Annotated in this window: 23 protein-coding genes; 1 reads left to right on the top strand and 22 read right to left on the bottom strand. The window is 35.2% G+C overall.

Going from position 1 to position 18,454, the window contains the following annotated elements; translation table 11 throughout:
- Positions 1–30 precede the first annotated feature (30 nt).
- The 16 genes from QWZ06_RS26995 to QWZ06_RS26920 form a co-directional block, all read right to left on the bottom strand.
- Entirely contained in the window at positions 31–570 is a 540-nt protein-coding gene (locus tag QWZ06_RS26995) for a hypothetical protein (protein ID WP_290302236.1), read from the bottom strand.
- A gap of 221 nt (positions 571–791) precedes the next feature.
- Positions 792–1,538: a metallophosphoesterase family protein gene (locus QWZ06_RS26990; protein WP_290302234.1), complete on the bottom strand. Its 747-nt coding sequence runs from the start codon at positions 1,536–1,538 to the stop codon at positions 792–794.
- Positions 1,539–1,611: 73 nt separating this feature from the next.
- Entirely contained in the window at positions 1,612–2,154 is a 543-nt protein-coding gene (locus QWZ06_RS26985; RefSeq protein WP_290302233.1) for an RNA 2'-phosphotransferase, read from the bottom strand.
- Positions 2,155–2,169: 15 nt separating this feature from the next.
- Positions 2,170–2,619, bottom strand: a complete 450-nt coding sequence (locus tag QWZ06_RS26980) for a hypothetical protein (RefSeq protein ID WP_290302232.1) — start codon at positions 2,617–2,619, stop codon at positions 2,170–2,172.
- A gap of 29 nt (positions 2,620–2,648) precedes the next feature.
- Positions 2,649–3,593, bottom strand: coding sequence for an ADP-ribosylglycohydrolase family protein (locus QWZ06_RS26975; RefSeq protein WP_290302231.1), 945 nt, complete (start codon positions 3,591–3,593; stop codon positions 2,649–2,651).
- Entirely contained in the window at positions 3,593–4,279 is a 687-nt protein-coding gene (locus QWZ06_RS26970; protein ID WP_290302230.1) for a Sir2 family NAD-dependent protein deacetylase, read from the bottom strand. The genes QWZ06_RS26975 and QWZ06_RS26970 overlap by 1 nt, the downstream gene beginning before the upstream one ends.
- A gap of 64 nt (positions 4,280–4,343) precedes the next feature.
- Positions 4,344–4,859, bottom strand: coding sequence for an O-acetyl-ADP-ribose deacetylase (locus QWZ06_RS26965; protein WP_290302229.1), 516 nt, complete (start codon positions 4,857–4,859; stop codon positions 4,344–4,346).
- 42 nt (positions 4,860–4,901) lie between these two features.
- Complete coding sequence (locus QWZ06_RS26960) at positions 4,902–5,537, bottom strand: DUF4291 domain-containing protein (RefSeq protein WP_290302228.1); 636 nt, start codon at positions 5,535–5,537, stop codon at positions 4,902–4,904.
- Positions 5,534–6,349: a TIGR02452 family protein gene (locus tag QWZ06_RS26955; RefSeq protein ID WP_290302227.1), complete on the bottom strand. Its 816-nt coding sequence runs from the start codon at positions 6,347–6,349 to the stop codon at positions 5,534–5,536. The genes QWZ06_RS26960 and QWZ06_RS26955 overlap by 4 nt, the downstream gene beginning before the upstream one ends.
- A gap of 270 nt (positions 6,350–6,619) precedes the next feature.
- Positions 6,620–7,048, bottom strand: coding sequence for an ADP-ribosylation/crystallin J1 (locus tag QWZ06_RS26950; protein ID WP_290302226.1), 429 nt, complete (start codon positions 7,046–7,048; stop codon positions 6,620–6,622).
- A gap of 19 nt (positions 7,049–7,067) precedes the next feature.
- The gene (locus QWZ06_RS26945) at positions 7,068–7,652 is read right to left on the bottom strand and encodes a DUF4291 domain-containing protein (protein WP_290302225.1); all 585 of its coding nucleotides are present in this window, start codon (positions 7,650–7,652) and stop codon (positions 7,068–7,070) included.
- 66 nt (positions 7,653–7,718) lie between these two features.
- Positions 7,719–8,789 (bottom strand): adenylosuccinate synthetase, encoded by a 1,071-nt coding sequence (locus tag QWZ06_RS26940; RefSeq protein WP_290302224.1) that lies wholly within the window; start codon positions 8,787–8,789, stop codon positions 7,719–7,721.
- Positions 8,790–8,833: 44 nt separating this feature from the next.
- Positions 8,834–9,688, bottom strand: coding sequence for a hypothetical protein (locus QWZ06_RS26935; RefSeq protein WP_290302223.1), 855 nt, complete (start codon positions 9,686–9,688; stop codon positions 8,834–8,836).
- A 2-nt stretch (positions 9,689–9,690) separates the two neighbouring features.
- Entirely contained in the window at positions 9,691–10,026 is a 336-nt protein-coding gene (locus tag QWZ06_RS26930) for a hypothetical protein (RefSeq protein WP_290302222.1), read from the bottom strand.
- Positions 10,027–10,150: 124 nt separating this feature from the next.
- Positions 10,151–10,693 (bottom strand): riboflavin biosynthesis intermediates N-glycosidase, encoded by a 543-nt coding sequence (ybiA, locus tag QWZ06_RS26925; protein ID WP_290302221.1) that lies wholly within the window; start codon positions 10,691–10,693, stop codon positions 10,151–10,153.
- 294 nt (positions 10,694–10,987) lie between these two features.
- On the bottom strand, positions 10,988–11,683 hold the full coding sequence (locus QWZ06_RS26920) for an NUDIX hydrolase (RefSeq protein WP_290302220.1): 696 nt from the start codon (positions 11,681–11,683) through the stop codon (positions 10,988–10,990).
- A 62-nt stretch (positions 11,684–11,745) separates the two neighbouring features.
- Here QWZ06_RS26920 and QWZ06_RS26915 point away from each other — a divergent pair, with 62 nt between their 5' ends.
- Positions 11,746–12,507 carry a hypothetical protein gene (locus QWZ06_RS26915; RefSeq protein WP_290302219.1) on the top strand — a complete coding sequence of 254 codons (762 nt, stop codon included), beginning with the start codon at positions 11,746–11,748 and terminating at the stop codon, positions 12,505–12,507.
- Between the two features lie 36 nt (positions 12,508–12,543).
- Here QWZ06_RS26915 and QWZ06_RS26910 read toward each other — a convergent pair whose 3' ends face one another.
- From QWZ06_RS26910 to QWZ06_RS26885, 6 genes are all read right to left on the bottom strand, one after another.
- On the bottom strand, positions 12,544–13,698 hold the full coding sequence (locus tag QWZ06_RS26910) for a DUF8740 domain-containing protein (protein WP_290302218.1): 1,155 nt from the start codon (positions 13,696–13,698) through the stop codon (positions 12,544–12,546).
- 14 nt (positions 13,699–13,712) lie between these two features.
- Positions 13,713–14,168 carry a T9SS type A sorting domain-containing protein gene (locus QWZ06_RS26905; protein ID WP_290302217.1) on the bottom strand — a complete coding sequence of 152 codons (456 nt, stop codon included), beginning with the start codon at positions 14,166–14,168 and terminating at the stop codon, positions 13,713–13,715.
- A 164-nt stretch (positions 14,169–14,332) separates the two neighbouring features.
- Positions 14,333–16,129, bottom strand: a complete 1,797-nt coding sequence (gene lepA / locus QWZ06_RS26900) for a translation elongation factor 4 (protein ID WP_290302216.1) — start codon at positions 16,127–16,129, stop codon at positions 14,333–14,335.
- A gap of 128 nt (positions 16,130–16,257) precedes the next feature.
- Entirely contained in the window at positions 16,258–17,283 is a 1,026-nt protein-coding gene (locus QWZ06_RS26895) for a hypothetical protein (protein WP_290302215.1), read from the bottom strand.
- 99 nt (positions 17,284–17,382) lie between these two features.
- The gene (locus QWZ06_RS26890; RefSeq protein WP_290302214.1) at positions 17,383–17,892 is read right to left on the bottom strand and encodes a hypothetical protein; all 510 of its coding nucleotides are present in this window, start codon (positions 17,890–17,892) and stop codon (positions 17,383–17,385) included.
- A gap of 9 nt (positions 17,893–17,901) precedes the next feature.
- A complete protein-coding gene (locus QWZ06_RS26885) occupies positions 17,902–18,450 on the bottom strand; it encodes a hypothetical protein (RefSeq protein ID WP_290302213.1) in 549 nt (182 codons plus the stop codon).
- Between the last annotated feature and the right edge of the window lie 4 nt (positions 18,451–18,454).

Below are 18,454 nucleotides of genomic sequence, written 5' to 3'. Positions count from 1 at the left end.
AACAGTGTTTATTACTTAGAGTTTTCTATGTTATGGAAGTATGAAGAATGTACACTTATCCACCTCCAATCGATTGACTGCCTCATTGATGTTGCCATAACGACCAACATTAGCCCCATTAGCTACACAAAGCATAGATGCTTTACCTTCAAAGGCTATACACAGATGCATGCTTGTATGGGTATTTACATATCTTTCATAGCATTTTTCAACTATCTTAAAGATTATTTCTCTTCCTTCGTCTGTATAAGGAGCTTTAATAGGATCAAGCATTGTTGCAACCTTCATCTTTAAGTCGCTTATAAATTCGTCCGTGCTCATAGTACTTTCATTACGAAGAATCGCAATATCCAGTCTGGCAATTTTTCCTTGGCTATCTTTCGTCAAAAAGGTTTCATATTCTATCCCTTGAATACTTTTGTTGATCTTACTTGTTACAAAAGTACCTGTTACTGTAAGATCTTCATAAATTTTGATTTTTTCAAAAGAGAGTTTTTCAATGGCAAATGAAAATGAGAACACACATAAGGTCAGCAAAATACTGACCTTAGTCATAAATTTTTCTTTCATAATTAATTATATTTAAATATTTGGCAATACCAATTTAAATAAAAAAACCATAGAAAAATAAACTTTAACTATTCAAATAATAATACTTTATAAGTAAAAGAGAAAGAATTATTAAGTTTGAAAAGTGGTTATACTTCATGAAAATAATAATTTCTTAATAGAAAGATAGCTAACAGATTGTAGAATCAACAAATTTAAAGTTTAGTATATGAATCTGCATATCATTTACTTAGCATATCAGCATTCCGCCCCTTTTCATTAGGATATAAAGTAGGAAGAGCATCACTTTGCCAGAATTCGTTGGTTTCAATATCCATAATGGATAATGCACCTGTAAATGCGGCTCCGGTATCCATATTCCAGATATTAGCTTTATTCGCTGGGGTTTTACTTCCAATATACAGCGTTGGAGTATGTCCGATAAATATTTCTTTGTAAAGAAGAAGCCTTTTAGGATATAATACGGAATGCTTTTCCAGCGTCTTATCCATTGCCACAGCCGTTTCCCACAAAGTTCTGTCCCAACGGTAATTGCTGGAATACACTTCTTTTTCGGGGCCATGCATGGAAGAATATCCTGCATGAATAAACAGTCGGTTCTGATCATCCACATGATAACTTTTCATGCGTTGGAAAAATTCAAGGTGAATTTCCTGGTCTTCATTAGAATAGTTTTCATAACTATCTACCGTACTTTTTCCACCATTGGAAAGCCAGACACCAGGCCCTTCTCCACGGGCTAACCAATCTTCGCACCAGACGTCATGATTTCCTTTGATAAAAATACATTCTTGGCTTTCAGAAAGTTCTATTAAATACTGAATAACCTGGTAAGACTCGCTCCAGCCATCTACATAATCTCCTAAAAAGATCAGCTTATCATTTTGGGTAACCTTTGCTCTTTCAAGTACCTGCCGTAGCGCTTTAAATCCTCCGTGAATATCTCCTATTACTAATGTTCTGCTCATGGTTTGCTTTCGTTGGTGAAAAGATAAGCCATTATCTTTAATAATGGCTCTTTCAGTTCAACACTGTTATTTATTACTTTGAAATGTATTTCGGGTCTATAAATTCCGTTAGCCATACTCCATTGGCAGATTGAAAAAAGGATAATCCATCCTCATCCATCTTTCCGGTTCTGATCGTCAGGATTACAGGTTTACCATGTCTCATTCCCACTTTCGTAGCAGTCTCTTTATCAGCACTTAAGTGCACATGCTGGCGGGTTCTTTTTTCAATTCCTTTTTCTAAAATAGAAGAAATATTGGCTTCAGCTGTTCCGTGGTATAAAAACTCAGGAGGTTGTACTGCTTTCAAGGCTAAATCTATATCGATAGAATGTCCCTGACTTGCTCTGATCTTGGTTTTATCATCATTAAAGGCAAATCTTTTTTTATTATTGGTTTCTACGACCTCATCTAATTCTTCAAAAGAAAAATATACTCTCTTTTTCGCTGATTTTGTCCTTAGCTCTTCTACATCAGCCCACCCGTTTTCATCCAGTTTTAATCCGATCGTCTCGGGTTGATGCCTCAAAATAAGGCTTAAAAATTTACTTATTCTTTTTGTTTCTATTTCGTTCATTGGTTTTTGTTTTAATTAAGCATTATAAAATTCCGGGGAAAATGTGACTGCAAATCCTGTTGTTTTGGTGATCTCATCTGCATATTGATCGAAATAATAGATCTCTGGTGATATTGCAAGCGTTACAAATGATTTTTCGTACAAATAAACCCATAACCCAGCTTCTGCTGGCCCTCTTCCTTTCAACATATTTTGAATTTCTATTCCATTGATCTTATTCAACGGAATTAATAAAGTTCTCTTTTGATCTGTAAAACCCAGCAAACTATTTTGATTATCTATCCAGAGTAATGACTGATCCTTTAAAATTTTCAATACCTCATCCGGTGTCTGAAATAAATAATCCGGCGAAAAATGAACACGGCAATTTCCTAATTCTAATACTTTATTAATTTCTATTCTTCCTTTATATTGTTGCAAAGGGGTACTGAGAAAGATATCCTCAGGGTCGTATTTGGAAAACATGTTAAAAAGGGCTTTTAAGAAAGATTTCATTAGATTACAGGGTATTTATGGCTTAGCTTTTCACATAACTTTTCAATATCATCTTTTCTCACCAGTTCGTTAATCCATTCCTGAGGGATATTTTCAAATCCATAATAGATTCCTGCCAATCCTCCTGTAATGGCTGCGGTTGTGTCTGTATCTTCGCCCAGATTTACCGCCTTCAATACTGCTTCTGAATAACTTTCCGAGTTTAAAAAACACCATAAAGAGGCTTCCAGACTATGAAGAACATAACCACTCCCTCTTATTTCGTCTTCGGAATACCCTGAAATATCATTGTTTAAAATCTTTTGAAAAAGTTCAATCTCATTTAAGCTAAACCATTGTTTTTCTGAATATTCCAGGGCTACCTCTTGTATATGCGTATATGCTTCCGTTTTATTTTTTCCTTTTATTAACTGAATGGCAAAAATCACATAGATAAAACAGGCAAAAACAGATCTGAAGTGTCCATGAGTGATTGAGGAGACTTCTTTTACGGTTAGATATAGCTTCTCAATATCCTTTTCATTTTCCAGATAAAAAGCTAGCGGAAGAATTCTCATCAAAGATCCGTTTCCGTTATCTTCTTCAAAAATATTTCCTGAAAACCGAGCACTTTCTCCTTTGATTAGTCTTGTAATAGCTTCCTTTGTAGTTCCTCCAATATCGAAAAGTCTTCCGTGGGCAGTCCAGTGACCATATTTAACCCATTTTACAAAGCTTTGCCCAATCTTTTCCAGATCATAGCCTTTTACGAGTTCTTCAGCAAGGCAGAGCGTTAGAGAGCTATCATCACTCCAGGTTCCTTTGGGTTGATTATGCGAGCCGAATTCCTGCATTTCTGTAACAGGAAACCTTTTCAGATATTCTCTATCTTTAAACTCCACCGGAACACCAAGCGCGTCCCCGATGCATACTCCCATAATTCCCGCCTTTACTTTATTTTTCATTACGCAAGGTTTATCAGTTTATCGAACAGCAGTTTCATGCCCTGTGTGGCCGTTTCTTTCATCACTACTGCTCTTTGTCCGTAACCAAATCCTGTTTCATTAGGGTTGATAACAATTAAAAGACAATCATCCTTGATATCGTGAATCAAACCAGCTGCAGGATATACTTGCAACGAAGTTCCGATCACCACTAAAATATCTGAATCTTTCACCATTTCTCTGGCATCCTTGTATAAAGGAACATCTTCCCCAAACCAAACGATAAATGGTCTCAATTGTGCTCCATCATCTGCTTTATCTCCTATCTTAATGTCCTCCTTTTGTTCGTAAATCAACTTTTTATTATTGCATGAGCATGATTTGAACAATTCTCCGTGGATGTGAAGGATCTTATTGGAACCGGCTCTTTCATGCAGATCATCAATATTTTGGGTAATGATCTGAACATCAAAATATTTTTCCAGCTCTGCCACTAGTTTGTGGGCTTCATTAGGTTCTACTTCATGAAGCTGTCTTCTTCTCTGGTTGTAAAATTCCAATACCAAGGCTCTGTCTTTCCTCCATCCTTCCGGACTGGCTACGTCTGCTACATTATGGTTTTCCCAGAGGCCATCTCCGTCTCTGAAAGTTTGTATTCCGCTTTCGGCACTGATTCCCGCACCGCTTAATATGGTTAGTTTTTTCATTGGTTTTAAATTTTTGTTTTGTACACTGTGTCTTTTAGCCACTAATGCACGAATATAATTGATTCTAAAGAGGAGACTTTAAAAGCTTTTTATAAATGTCTTCATTCTCTTCATCAAAACAGACAAAAATAACTTTCTCTATATTATCTGACTGAAATTTTCTTACTTCATTGATTGCAATCTGTCCAGCCAATTCTTTCGGGAACTTATAAATTCCTGTACTGATATTTGGGAAAGCAATGATTTTAACGTCCAGGTTTTCCGCCAACTTTAAAGAGTTCTTATAGCAGTCTGACAAAAGTTGAGAGCCCTTTTCTTCATCTCCGTTCCAGACTGGTCCTACGGTATGAATCACATATTTTGCAGGTAACTTTCCTGCTGTTGTTATTACGGCTTCTCCTGTATTACACTTTCCCTGTCTGTTTCTAATCGCTCTACATTCTTCCAGAATTTGTGATCCTCCTGCGCGATGAATAGCTCCGTCTACACCACCCCCTCCCAGTAAAGAAGAGTTAGCAGCATTGACAATTACATCTGCTTGAATCTTTGTGATATCTCCTTTTATGACTTCAATTTTCATATTTTTCAACAGGTATTAATCAACTATTTTAAAGAAAATAAACTACTTTAAATTCAATTTCTCATTCAGAATCTCATCATCAAATAACAGTGGCCTTTCTTCTGGAGTAATAAGCTGATCTAAATCATTATTCAGAACAAACTGATACTGTTCCTTTACAAAATCTGAAATATTTTCAATTAAAATAACATCTTCTTTAGCAAAAGAACGGGTAAACTCATTCCTCAAACCAATCTGTATGGCTCTTCTTTCCAATTTATTTCCAAAAGGATCATGATCCGGATCCCATTGAAGCCTTACAGAAGATTCTTTTATCTGATCCTGCCATTCTTCTCTGGAGATTCCAAGATTATCATTATAGGTAGAAATGATCGCATTTTCAAGATATCTTTTGAAGGCGTTTAATTTTAAATGTATTGCCAGTACGCATTCTTGCCCTTCTTTCGTTCCCCAGCCATTACGATACATCATCCAAAGGAAATTGGGTTTTATCCATGTCATCCTTTCCAGACTGAATCCACCTCCAAAATATTGATTTTTAACAGCAAATTCGCCTATAGATTTTTTATATGACTGATAAACAACAATCGTCTGGTCGTCATATTGTGCCATAATATGATACCCTTTTTGAGGCCAATCCTGAAGCTGTTCTTTATATTTTTTTACTTTAAGTTTCATTGTATTTCTTCAAATGGTTTCAGCATCTCTTCTTTCTTTGTGAGTACTGCAAAAACCACTCTTTTAAATTTGTTCTTGTATTTTCCCTTGAGATATTTTTTGAACAAACCGGCAATCTCTTTCGGATCATTTTTGAATACTCCACAGCCCCAGGCTCCTAAAATTAAGGTTTCATTTCCCTGATGTAAGGCTAGTGCAAGCATCTTATCCATTCTGATATCCATTGCTCCTAATATCTCGTTTTCTCTATGAGATTCCTGTCGTTTTACAACACCCGCATTCACCGCTGGAGAAGTAATGAAATTACACATTACAGGTTTTTCCAGCAATTCTCCTTTATCCTTCCTGAAAACAGGAACTTTTGGACTGTAAATCATGGTATCTGTGTAAAAGCAAGAGGTCATACTGCGATGCAATGTGTAATAATCTTCTGCCATTAACAGAGTTTCATACAATGCAGAAGTTCTTGCTAAGCTTTCTTCCTGTGCTTCTGCTCCATTGACAAATCCACCACCCGGATTTTTTGCTGAGGCAAAGTTCAGACACATGATCTTTTCCGGATCTTCTTCTTTAACTACTTCTAAAATAGCTTTTAGTGAACTGCAACGCCAGGTTTCAAATTGAGTTTCAAAATGAACTTCCGGCATTGAAGCAACTGTCATTTCAGAAAGTTGTTCCGGAGTAAAAAGCAAGGTTCCTTTTTTACTGATTTCCAGCTCTTTTGCTATATCTATTTTTTCGTTTTCTGTATTTATATAATATTTTCTGGCCAGGATATCCAAGGTATCTTTTGCCATTCCTTTATTGGTCATGATTCTTTTTTTTGAGCCACGAATACACTAATTTTTTTATAAGGTTTATGGATTATTTTAAACCTGATAATGATTGCATTATCCTTTTTATTCGTGCATTCGTGGCATGATTCATTTAATTCTTTTTTGGCCACGAATACACTAATTTTTATAAGGTTTATGGATTATTTTAAACCTGATAATGATTGCATTATGCTTTTTATTCGTGCATTCGTGGCATGATTTATTTAATTCTTTTTTGGCCACGAATACACGAATGATTTTACAATCCTATGGATTCATGGTGGTTATTTTTAAAGCACTTATCAGATTATCTATGTCTTTACTTGCTGATTCTTTAAAATCGTTTCCTACAAATACTTTGATGACCTCAATATTTCCAATGATAGCCTTATTGAAGGTGTCGAGCTCTTCTGAAGGAACCCACAATTCATTATGGTTTCTGGCTCCTACATTCTGCGCCGGATACTGATTGGCTACTTCTTCCAGCACTTCAAAACGGGTAACAAAACCAAGATAATTTCCAAACTCATCTCTTGTATTCCATTTCTCAGCAATTTCTGAGGCATAGTCTTCATCCAGAACCGGGTAAAAGATGGGCTGCCATTCTAGTCTTGGAGGAAATTTTTGATATCCGTTCTCGATAATAAGAACCATTTCCTTTTCTCCTACCGGTCTGTACAATCTTGTTGTTTTCATTTTGTTAATCTTATAGTTCTTATCCTATCCTTCGGGCTATTTCTTTGGATAACGGATATATTTTTTCTGTTGGTAATAGTTTTTTTGCCTTATCATATTCTCCCTGCTTGGTAAGATTCAATATCTTTTTTACCAAAGGGGAATAATCTTCTATTTTTACGATCCAGTCTTCATTAAATTCTTCTATCAGATAACGACTGATTCCCACCTGAATGGAGCGATATTCCAGCTTGTTTCCTTTGATATTTCTTTCCGGATCCCATTGTACATAGACTTTTGCATTTTCAAATGCTTCTTCCCAGGCTTTTGGATTGGGATATACTCTTTTTTCAGGAGAGGTTAAAATCGCCAGTTCCAGTGCTTTTTCCCATGCTTCTCTTTTAATATGGATGGCAAGAGTACATTCCTGATTGGATTTTTGTCCGTAATTGCTACGTTCCATCATCCAAAGAAAAGAAGGTTTAATCCATGTCATTCTGCTGAATGAAAAAGGAGCACTAAACTTCTGATTTTCTACCGCAGCTTTAGCAATAGCCTTATTATAAGACTGATATACAACAATTGTGTCACGGGTATAATCTGCTCTTATTTCAAATTCTTTCATCTCATTCTAATCATTTAACTCATCATTCTATTGCTCCCTTAAATATAAACCCTTTATCTGAAGGTATTAAAAAAGCTTTTTAAAATCTTTTGAATAAGGAGAATAAGATCCGAAAATGGTATCAAATTTCATTTCCAGCTGATCAAATTCAAACTCCTCATCCAACTGATCCAGGCATGTTATCACCAGATTCTTTTTTGTTGGGCTGACATAAGCTCCATCTAGTTTCAAAGCATAATTCAACAGTTTATAATCTAACCCTCCGAATCTCAGCTCTTTCTGATACTCATTAAAGGTACAGGTTTCTTCTTCATTATTTCTCAGATGCGGCTCTTTTTCATTACTCATCCATCCGTTTCCGTGGCGAGTTGCATAGCTTCTGGTCACATAATACATTTCAATATCCTCAAGATGAAGTTTCTTACAAATCTCATAAGCATTCTTTGAACTGGTATGAGCATAGGTTACATTTGGAAAAACCCCATGATCCATATCTAATAAAATTCCCTGGCTGCCTTCAAAAATGAGGTTTTCAAACGAGCTTAAATAGCTATAATCATCTATTTTCCATTCTATTTGCTCAATAGCTTCTAAAAAAGGAGTGATTTTTTCATTGATTTGATCTTCTTCCATAAAACCATAGTAATACGCAATTCCTTTCAGTTTTTCCATCAGCATTTCCTTTGGAGCAATAAGATCTATAGCAAATAGTTTGTAAGGGCTTTCATTTCTTTTCATGGTAGCTCCTACTCCTTTTCCACAGGTTCCATGTTCCAGGTTTTGGGAATTGGTTCTGTTTTGCCAGACATCAAAAGGCGTCGTTACCTTGGCTAAGGGATGAATATGAAGCTCCGTATTTCCATTTTTTGCTTTTAATTCTTCTCTTTCATTCAATAGAAACACGGGATGAATCGTGCAATGTTCGGTAAAATAAGAAGGTAATCCACGAAGGGCTCCACTCGCAAAACTTGAGTGAACATGTTTTCTGCCATCCATCATCACGGTATGAGCAGCCTGCTGACCTCCTGAGAATCTGATCACCACAGACCCAGGATTTTGCTGAGCCAAAAAATCTGTAGTGATTCCTTTTCCTTCATCTCCGAAACCTAATCCTATAACAATTTGCGCCTTTTTCATGTCTGGTATTTTTAAAGTTATTGCCGTTCTGGCTAATTTCTGATCTACAGCATCTGTATATCGTCTAATCCATTTATGTTTGGTGTTCCAAAGGTTTTCTCTTTAAATTTTTTGCAGATAATCTTTGTGATCACCTCAGGAATATCTCTGTGGTCTTGTATGGATATACAATTTTCTCCTAATAATTCTTTCCAATCTCTATTTGCTCTTATCGCCTGGTCAGAATGCAGAACATTGATATGATATACCTCGTATTTCTTTTTAGCTTCTTCCAACAGATCGAAATGAGTATACGTTTGCTGTCCTGAGCCCATGATTTCTCTGATGGCTGATGCCGGAAGTACTTTCAGACAAGGTTCGTCACCTACAGTAAATAATAATCCTTTCTGGTTTCTTTTTTCAAAAGCATCTGTTCTGGTGTGGAAAGCGGCAAAATACCATGCTAAAAGATAGCTCTCGCCTCCATTTCCACCGCCTCCGGATTCAATATAAGTTCGGGTAAGCCACATATCCAGTTCTTCATCTCCGGACTCAAACTGCCCTATCTGAAGTGGATAGCCGTCACATTCATGATCTCCTATCCCCAGGAAAAGTAACGCAGGATCCGGAACTCCACCCTGGATGATTCCTCCCATCAATTTTGGTAATCCTTCCTTGATGAGTTCATGAGGAATATGTCCCATGCTTCCGGTTACATCCAACCCAAGAATAATAGGAACTGAATTAGGATGTACTTCGGAATCTCTGGACTCTCTGAAAGAAATCCCATGAGGAATCATTGATGGATGTGCCTGTCTTTGGGCATTCTGTGTGAAAATTTCACCTGCGGATTTTGTTCCGTAACCTGCTCTGCTTGCTCTGTCATAACGAGCGTCTATATCGTATCTTGTACTTCCCATGATTAAAATGTTTTTCCAAATAAATATTCAAATCTCTTTTGAGAAACTTCTAACTGAATATTCAGATTTCTGATTGTTAATGATAATTCCATGTCTTTCTGAACGAATGCTTCGGGATTAAAATCCGCAAAAGTCAAACTGTTTCTATCCAAAGGACTAACATCAATAAGTCCTTCCTGCTCACGTTCGAGTCTTTTTATTTTCAACTCGATATCTTCTACCTTGCGCCTGTAAATCAACTCTGAATCTTCTCCGATCGTTCGCGCACGGTCTTCTCTGATCTGATCATTATTTCTTTGTAATGACTCGATAAATCTTGGTCTTAATTCATCTTCCATACTGATCATTTTTTTTGTGTTATTATTACGCTAATTAAAAAGGACATAGTTTTGCAAAACATTTTTTAGTATTCATCAGGACTTACCTTTTCAGAGTACTATTTTGTCACTGGTTATTGTGTTTTTACCCTCTTAATTCATCTCTTACTTCCATCAAAGCAAATCCTAAAAGGTTTTCTCCGTTCCATAATAAAGGATTTTCTGCTCTTGAATCTGTTTCCAGCATTCCGATTCCCCAGATGGTATCATAAGGACTGGCTTCTACCAGGATCTTATCACCTGTTGACAAAAGAAAGTCTTTATATTTTTTATTCTGTGAAAATTTTAAAAGATTTCCTTGTCTTACAATCTCATATTTGTGCTCATCCCAAAGTTTCGGATCAAAGTTTTTTACTTTTCTGCCCAGGCTTTTAACCTGATTAGGAGTGGGTGCCTGCAATATTTTTTCTAAGTTTTCATGGTCATTAAATAATCTTGCTTTCCCTGCCATCATATAATGTTCCGCCGTTTTATAAACGATTCCATTTTCTTCAAAAGCTCCTGTAAACCATTGGCTAAAGCATGACTTGGTGATTTCATTTTTAACCGTATGTCCCCAGAAAAATAAAAACTTTATCCTTTGTTTCTTCTGAAATTTCTCTTTAATATTTTGTATGGTGTATTTCATATTGTGTTATTTCTACGCAAATGTAATATAATATCATTTTATTTGCCAAATTTATTTGCGTCTATTTTACACTAATACAATTAACACACTGATTATCAATGGTTAAATTTCACACCCATGAAAGATCATTAGTAGGTTTTGGCTAAAGCCTTCGGATTTTTTGAATAAAAAAAACGAACTAAAGTCCGTTTCTATTGAATGTATCTTATGTATATTCTCTTGTATTTTGTATTTGACACTATTATGAACAGCGCCCTCACAATCATATTTTTGTAGGACATTTGTGTTTAAAAATTATTTGATTTCGAAGTAGAATCCCTGTTCTTCCAATTCCTTATATTTTTCCTGATTAAAAGTAAAGAGTTTTCCTGGTCTTCCGCTGCCTTCTTTTTTAACGTTATTAGTCTCATTAAGCAATCCGTAGCTCATGATTTTTTTACGGAAGTTTCTTCGGTCTATTTCCTGTCCTACAATGGTTTTGTAAAGATTTTCAAGGTCTGAAAAAGGGAATTCTTCATTGAGAAGATTAAAGCCGATCGGTTGGTATTGAATTTTGGTACGAAGCCTTTTTAAAGCAATATCAATAATACTTTTGTGGTCAAACGCCACTAAAGGAAGTTGATTGACGCTGAACCATTGTGCATCATCTGCATCAGAGTCAGCAAAGAGTTCATGATAAGATGGGTTCACAAGCCCCAGATAAGCCACAGAAACCACTCTATTTCTTGGGTCGCGGCCTACGTTACCAAATGTATAGAGTTGTTCTAAAAAATCGGGTTTTATGCCTGCTTCTTCATGCAGCTCTCTTTTTACAGCATCATCCAGATTTTCATCATCTAAAACGAGCCCGCCCGGAAGTGCCCATCCGCCTTTAAAAGGTTCTATATTTCTTTTGATTAAAAGTATCTGCAGATCTTTCTTATCGAAATATCCAAAAATAACTGCATCTACAGCCACTTTTATATCCTGTAATTTTTTTGGTGACCCCATAAATTAATTTGCGTTACGAATACGCAAAGCTATGAATAAATATTTACTATTTTTACTTAATTATGAAAAAGCTTTTATACCTTATTTTTATTCTTGGGGTAATCTCTTGCAAAAAAGAATCCTTTGCAGATTCAATTACCTTGCATTATGAAAAAAAGGAGAACCTTACTTTTCAACATTTTAATGAAGGTCTTGGAGAATCAGGAACCGGAATTATTTATATTGGAAAAGAAACCTCATCTATCAATGTGAAATATTATAAAACCATGTTGGCTCCGCCTCCACCGCCTCCAGGTTTTAAAATAGAACAGGATTCGGTAAGAGATTATATTCTTTCAAAATACTTCTATCCTTCTTTAGATAGGATTACCTTTTCTAAGAAAGACATCGTTTACGATTCATTAAGCCCAGAAAATGTAAAAATAATAGCCAAAGTGCAGGATACGATTCCAAAATATGCATATAATTTTGAAACCAAGACATTAAAGAAATATAAATCATTTCCCGTATTTATAAAAAATATTTCCGGTCGTACACTAATTTTACCGGAATTTAAAAACTTATTTCCAGCTATTTTTAATGACAAGAAAAAATGGCAATTATTAAAGAATGACAATGCATTAGTTTGCGGAGATCCATCATGGAATCGTATTTATTGGGAACTTGGTCCTGACGAAATTATAGTTGCTTCTGTAAATTTTCTCCCCGGAAAAGATAAGGGAGAGTTTAAGTTATCTTTCGGTAGTACTGAATCTGAGCCTTTTACAATGAATTATGATAAGAAAATAATCAAAGATCAAAACATGTATTTTGAAATTAAATAAAAAACCGCATTCTTTACAAGGAATGCGGTTTCAAAATTATTTGGTTTCGGATACCCCTGTTGTAGGTACACTCATATTATTATTAAAATATCCAACATTAAATTCCTGTGCCACCCAATTTCCTGTTTTTGAATTAAATACATAGACTTTATGGTCATATTTATCCGTAAACATAAAGTTTCCATTGTTTGCTGTAATTTCGGGATTTCCTAGTCCTCCATTATTATAAAAATATCCAATACTGAACTCCTGGGTCTTCCATTCCATCGTTTTTGAATTGAATACTTTGATGCTGTGCTCATATTTATCTACAAATCCAAAGTTACTTCCTGAATAGATCACTGTAGGAGTACTATTGTTATTAGGATAGCCAACATTGAATTCCTGCCCAGACCAAGTACCGCTTATATAATTGAATGTATATACTTTATGATCTTCTTTATCAATGAACATTACATTTCCGTTATCCATTGTTACCACTTCAGGGCTTGAATGACCATTGTTATAATACCAAACATTAAACAGCTGAGATGACCAATTCCCCGTTTTGGAATTAAAAACGTTTACTGTACGTTCATATTTGTCTGTAAATATGATATTTCCATTAGAGGCACTAATGGTTGGAGTAATGTTATTATTTGTGTATTCTACATTGTATAACTTTGAAGACCAGATACCTGTTTTAGAGTTGAAAGCATAAATTTTTCGATCGAACTTATCCAGAAAATAATAATTACTGCTTTTACTTTCAATGATATCATCTCCTATTGATGAATCTTTAGAGGAAACGTTCACCTTATTGGCTACCATTGCATAAGGAACAGCCATTAACTGATTGGTCCCGACATTGGTATAATTAGTTCCTCCTGCAGGATCCATTTCTACTTTAATAAACTTAGAACTTGCGGCCCAATTTATTCCGGAAAATGAACCGGAAACCGGTGTTCCCTGCCCTATATTAAGATTGACTAATCCCTTTGAATTGGTTGTTTTGGTATGGGTCTCTGTATACATGCTAGATCCATTAACAGAGTTATTCAAAATGCTAATTCTCACTGAAACATTTCCGTTAGCAACCGGAGATCCCGTTGAATTGAAAGCAATAGCCTGATAAGAAAATGCTTCAGGAACTTGTGCAAAGGTAAATAGGGTTGCAGACAGAGCTACAAGAAGGGTATATATTTTTTTCATGGTTTTAGTTTGATTTATTTTTTAATAACTTTTACTGGTTTTAGTTCCGAATCTTTAAATATCAGCATATAAATTCCTTGGGTAAGAAAAGACAAGTCGATACGGTTTTCTTTAATCTCTTTTTGAGAGATCAGTTTACCAGACATATCATATATCATAACTTCTCTTGGCTTTATTCTTGAAGACACATTGAGGGTAATATAATTTGCAGTCGGGTTAGGATAAACACTTACTTTTTCCTGTTCTGCAATAACTTCATTAACGCCTAATACGTTTAAAACAGTTTGATATAAAATTCCTGGTGTTCCGGTATTCTGATGATCAGGATTGGTGGGAATCACATAGATTTCTCCCACTGTATGAATAAGAGTCTCACTGGATGTACTCCCTGAATTGATCCCTCCCACAAGGCTTTGTGAATAGAATAAAACAGTAAAAAAAAGCCCACCGAGTAAATAGATTTTTTTCATGGAAATTAATTTTGCAGCAAATATAACACAAAGAATGAACCCTTATTAAAAATTTATTTTATGTTTAATTTCTTTTTATTTAAAAATCAACAGGTGATATTCCTTTGATCAATACATAAAAAAAACCGGTCAATAACCGGTTTTTTATTTTATATAATCGATGATTAATCATTCAGCTTCAATACAGCCATAAACGCAGACTGTGGTACTTCTACCCTTCCGATCTGCTTCATTTTCTTCTTACCTTCTTTCTGCTTTTCCAATAGTTTACGTTTTCTGGAGATATCTCCACCGTAACATTTTGCGGTAACGTCTTTTCTTAGAGCTTTAATAGTTTCTCTGGCAATAACTTTTGCTCCCAATGCTGCCTGAACAGCAATATCAAACTGTTGTCTTGGGATTAGTTCACGAAGCTTTTCACACATCCTTTTTCCGATGTAGTAAGCATTACTGTCGTGGATCAGAGATGAAAGAGCATCTACCATATCCCCATTGATCAGGATATCCATTTTTACAAGCTTGGAAGCTCTGAATCCGATTGGATGGTAATCGAATGACGCATATCCTTTAGAGATTGATTTCAATCTGTCATAGAAATCGAAAACGACTTCTGCCAAAGGCATATTGAAGATTAATTCTACTCTTTCTGAAGTTAAATAACTTTGATTAACGATCTCTCCTCTTTTCTCGATACATAAAGTCATTACTGCTCCAACAAAGTCAGATTTTGTAATGATAGATGCTTTAATGAAAGGTTCTTCTACTCTATCCATTGTAGAAGGATCCATCATTTCAGATGGGTTGTTGATCAGGATTGGAACTTCAGGTTCTTTTTTAGTATACCCAAAGTACGATACGTTAGGAACTGTTGTAATCACGTTCATATCGAACTCTCTATCCAAACGTTCCTGAACAATTTCCATGTGAAGCATTCCTAAGAATCCGCAACGGAAACCAAAACCAAGAGCAGCAGAACTTTCCGGTTCAAAAACCAAAGAAGCATCATTTAGTCTTAGTTTCTCCAAAGAGAATCTCAATTCTTCAAAATCCTCAGACTCAATTGGATAAATACCCGCAAATACCATTGGTTTTACTTCTTCAAAACCATCGATAGGACCATCTGCAGGGTTCTCAAATGAAGTAATAGTATCTCCTACTTTTACTTCACGGGCATCTTTAATACCAGAAATCAAATATCCTACATCTCCACACTGAATGGTTTTCTTTGGAACCTGCTTTAATTTTAATGTCCCTACCTCATCAGCTCCATATTCTTTTCCTGTTGCGAAGAATTTGATCTTTTCGTTTTTAGTAATACTTCCGTTTACCACTTTGAAGTATGCCTCAATTCCTCTGAATGGGTTATAAACAGAGTCAAAGATCAAAGCCTGAAGTGGCCCGTCAGGATTTCCTACAGGTGCAGGGATTCTTTCAACGATTTGTTCTAATAGATTATGAACTCCCTCTCCTGTCTTTCCTGACACTCTCAATACATCTTCATATTCACATCCGATAAGATTCATGATCTCATCTGTTACTTCTTCAGGGTTAGCAGATGGAAGGTCAATTTTATTCAAAATAGGAATGATCGTTAAATCATTTTCCAATGCTAAATATAAGTTACTGATGGTTTGTGCCTGAATACTTTGAGCAGCATCCACAATAAGAAGTGCTCCTTCACAAGCAGCAATAGAACGGGAAACTTCATAAGAGAAGTCAACGTGTCCCGGTGTATCAATCAGGTTTAGAATATATTTTTCTCCTTTATATTCATAATCCATCTGGATCGCATGAGATTTAATCGTAATCCCACGTTCCTTTTCCAAATCCATATCATCCAACGTCTGAGACTGTAGTTCTCTTTGAGTAACAGTATTAGTATACTCCAAAAGACGGTCTGCCAGGGTGCTTTTACCATGGTCGATATGAGCGATTATGCAAAAATTTCGTATGTTTTTCATTTAAGAATCTTGTAATTTGCAAAGATAAAAAAAAGCGAGAGATTATTGTGTTTCATGATCTTATTGTATCAATTTATTTAAAAAACCCGATAAAATCTAAAAAAACTCTCTCTATTTTCTCTCTATGATTAGTCAAACATATAACTTCCGGTTAATGAATCAAGATATATGTTCGGCATATTTGAAGTATCTACATTGCTGCCCCTTCTGCTAGACCCGGAATCAATAGCTGCCCCAATCAATGCTCCAACAATTCCTCCTGCCATAGCTCCGATCATGGCTCCACTGGCTCCATTGGCTCCATTGGCAGCAAAAAGTTCTGATTTATTGGCAACAACATAAAACCCTTTATCGTCTTTTATCATTTCCAGATATCCAGCCGGTGTAGATCTGTATGCTTTACCATTTTCTATATACCCGAATACTAATTCGTTATCTATGACCTCCTGATTCAAAGTCGCATTCGTATCTTTAATATTGGTTACTCTTCCTTTTTTGTTTTTATCTATAACATATCCCGGCTCAGGCTTCTGATCATAAAACGATCTAAAATCTTTATACACTCCATCTTTTAATTCAGCATTCCCAAAAACAGGAGAAATCTTAGTAAGATATTGCTCATAATTCGGTAATTCTTCCTCAGAAATTGTCCCCACCAAAGGTAAACATGTATAAGAATCCCTGATCGTACCAGTTACAGCACTTGATATCTGGGCTGCCACATGTTTAGGGAAGCTAGAGTCAGAAGTAATAATGTTTTGAAAACGGTTTAGAAAATAATACTTATTGTTTCTTTTGATAAAACTTGAAAGTTTAATTTTAATTTTTGTAGTAGGTAATTTTGCTTCCGGATCCTCACAATAAACCTTTAAATCTTCTAATAATAAAACGATATCATTATTTCCTCTCGTTTTATTATCCTTTAAGAACCAATTTTCAATGTGGCTCTTCAAATCATCATTCGCAAATTTAAATGTATAGGTGTCTTTATGAAACAAGGTATTCCCTATTTCTTTATCAGCTCGGTTATCAATAATGGTTATTGATTTTGCAATTCCTCTTCGATCTTTAATGTTTTGCTTCAATTCTACTAATTCTGTTTTCTGTGCTGCTAATGAAACTGCTATCAGCAAGAAGAAGAATACTTTTTTCATTTATTATTTTTTCGGCAAAAGTATAGATTTAAAGGGAAAATTAAACGGCTCTCACAAAAAAGATTTGTAAGAGCCGTCCAACATTAAAAAAATAAACTATTATGGGTTTTGTTTAGATCCCGAAGTGTTATTATGTACGTGAGGTTTTCTTTCATTCATTTTATCTCTCATCATTCCCTCAGATTGAAACAGCTTCAGAACTTTCTGGCAGGGAATTACCTGCTGCATTTTTTCTGCATATCTTTTTCTGTTATCCAAAAGCTTCTGCCCTATTTCAAAACTTTGCTGTAATTTAGCTTTAGCTTCATCATCAGATAATGTTTCAGGATTAAAGCCTGGATCAAATTGACTTTTTATCTGTTTCTGACTGTCTAGATACTCATTATAAAGCTGTGTAAATTCTGCTTTATCTCCAGGATCTACATTCAGATTATCCATGATCATATTATTTCTGAATTTTTTAAGCAATTCCTTTCTTTCTTCAGGAGAAAGGTTATTGATGACCTCCTTTCTTTGTTTAGGATCCATCTTTTTCCAGTCATAATCTGAATTTTGAGCATTTAAGCCAAAACCATAAATAATAAAAAACGTCAATATTATCTTTTTCATCTTTCTTTATTAGTTATATAAATCCAAATAAACATCTTGGGTCGAATTGCTCGCCAATTCTGCAATTTCAGAATTGGAGAACGAATCCAGATATTCATTCATCCGTGTTTCTTCTTTTTTTGTTGCAGGTTTCACTGTTTTTTGCGAAACAGTCTCTTTTCCATTTTCTTCTTCGCTTTTCAAGGCCAAAGAAGTATTATTTTTCTGATTTACAATTGTTTGATTATTATTTTCAACAGAAGTTAAATCATTTTGCAATGTTTCATAAGCAAGCTCAGCATCTGTTTTAGGCTCACCTTTATGAAGAGTATATGCCTCTTTTGAATTCAGGTTTTTATCTACTGAATCATTATTGGAATTAAAAATAAAAGTTACTCCAAAGATCAAAGCCAATGACGCTGCTGCTGCATACATCCAATTTAATTTAAAGACCGGTGCTGGTGCTTTTTGTTCCGGCTTTATATCATTCATAACCCTCTCCTGAATATTTTCAAACAAATTTTCAGGGACTGTGTAAATGTTTTTACGTTCTAGTTTTTCTATGTCGAACTCTTTCATCTTT

Source organism: Chryseobacterium tructae (assembly GCF_030409875.1).
Lineage (GTDB): Bacteria > Bacteroidota > Bacteroidia > Flavobacteriales > Weeksellaceae > Chryseobacterium > Chryseobacterium tructae.
Note: the sequence above shows the minus strand (reverse complement) of the source record. Positions and strands in the feature narration are given on the sequence as shown.

Bases quoted from the DNA above. Each gene is read 5' to 3' on its own strand.
- QWZ06_RS26975 (WP_290302231.1), bottom strand. From the start codon at position 3,593: ATGAAAAATAAAGTAAAGGCGGGAATTATGGGAGTATGCATCGGGGAC.
- QWZ06_RS26970 (WP_290302230.1), bottom strand. From the start codon at position 4,279: ATGAAAAAACTAACCATATTAAGCGGTGCGGGAATCAGTGCCGAAAGC.
- QWZ06_RS26890 (WP_290302214.1), bottom strand. From the start codon at position 17,892: ATGAAAAAGATAATATTGACGTTTTTTATTATTTATGGTTTTGGCTTA.
- QWZ06_RS26895 (WP_290302215.1), bottom strand. From the start codon at position 17,283: ATGAAAAAAGTATTCTTCTTCTTGCTGATAGCAGTTTCATTAGCAGCA.
- QWZ06_RS26905 (WP_290302217.1), bottom strand. From the start codon at position 14,168: ATGAAAAAAATCTATTTACTCGGTGGGCTTTTTTTTACTGTTTTATTC.
- QWZ06_RS26940 (WP_290302224.1), bottom strand. From the start codon at position 8,789: ATGAAAAAGGCGCAAATTGTTATAGGATTAGGTTTCGGAGATGAAGGA.
- QWZ06_RS26980 (WP_290302232.1), bottom strand. From the start codon at position 2,619: ATGTTTTCCAAATACGACCCTGAGGATATCTTTCTCAGTACCCCTTTG.
- QWZ06_RS26950 (WP_290302226.1), bottom strand. From the start codon at position 7,048: ATGAAAACAACAAGATTGTACAGACCGGTAGGAGAAAAGGAAATGGTT.
- QWZ06_RS26995 (WP_290302236.1), bottom strand. From the start codon at position 570: ATGAAAGAAAAATTTATGACTAAGGTCAGTATTTTGCTGACCTTATGT.
- QWZ06_RS26955 (WP_290302227.1), bottom strand. From the start codon at position 6,349: ATGACCAATAAAGGAATGGCAAAAGATACCTTGGATATCCTGGCCAGA.
- lepA (WP_290302216.1), bottom strand. From the start codon at position 16,129: ATGAAAAACATACGAAATTTTTGCATAATCGCTCATATCGACCATGGT.
- QWZ06_RS26935 (WP_290302223.1), bottom strand. From the start codon at position 9,688: ATGGGAAGTACAAGATACGATATAGACGCTCGTTATGACAGAGCAAGC.
- QWZ06_RS26920 (WP_290302220.1), bottom strand. From the start codon at position 11,683: ATGGGGTCACCAAAAAAATTACAGGATATAAAAGTGGCTGTAGATGCA.
- QWZ06_RS26910 (WP_290302218.1), bottom strand. From the start codon at position 13,698: ATGAAAAAAATATATACCCTTCTTGTAGCTCTGTCTGCAACCCTATTT.
- QWZ06_RS26930 (WP_290302222.1), bottom strand. From the start codon at position 10,026: ATGGAAGATGAATTAAGACCAAGATTTATCGAGTCATTACAAAGAAAT.
- QWZ06_RS26960 (WP_290302228.1), bottom strand. From the start codon at position 5,537: ATGAAACTTAAAGTAAAAAAATATAAAGAACAGCTTCAGGATTGGCCT.
- ybiA (WP_290302221.1), bottom strand. From the start codon at position 10,693: ATGAAATACACCATACAAAATATTAAAGAGAAATTTCAGAAGAAACAA.
- QWZ06_RS26965 (WP_290302229.1), bottom strand. From the start codon at position 4,859: ATGAAAATTGAAGTCATAAAAGGAGATATCACAAAGATTCAAGCAGAT.
- QWZ06_RS26985 (WP_290302233.1), bottom strand. From the start codon at position 2,154: ATGAACGAAATAGAAACAAAAAGAATAAGTAAATTTTTAAGCCTTATT.
- QWZ06_RS26915 (WP_290302219.1), top strand. From the start codon at position 11,746: ATGAAAAAGCTTTTATACCTTATTTTTATTCTTGGGGTAATCTCTTGC.
- QWZ06_RS26945 (WP_290302225.1), bottom strand. From the start codon at position 7,652: ATGAAAGAATTTGAAATAAGAGCAGATTATACCCGTGACACAATTGTT.
- QWZ06_RS26990 (WP_290302234.1), bottom strand. From the start codon at position 1,538: ATGAGCAGAACATTAGTAATAGGAGATATTCACGGAGGATTTAAAGCG.
- QWZ06_RS26885 (WP_290302213.1), bottom strand. From the start codon at position 18,450: ATGAAAGAGTTCGACATAGAAAAACTAGAACGTAAAAACATTTACACA.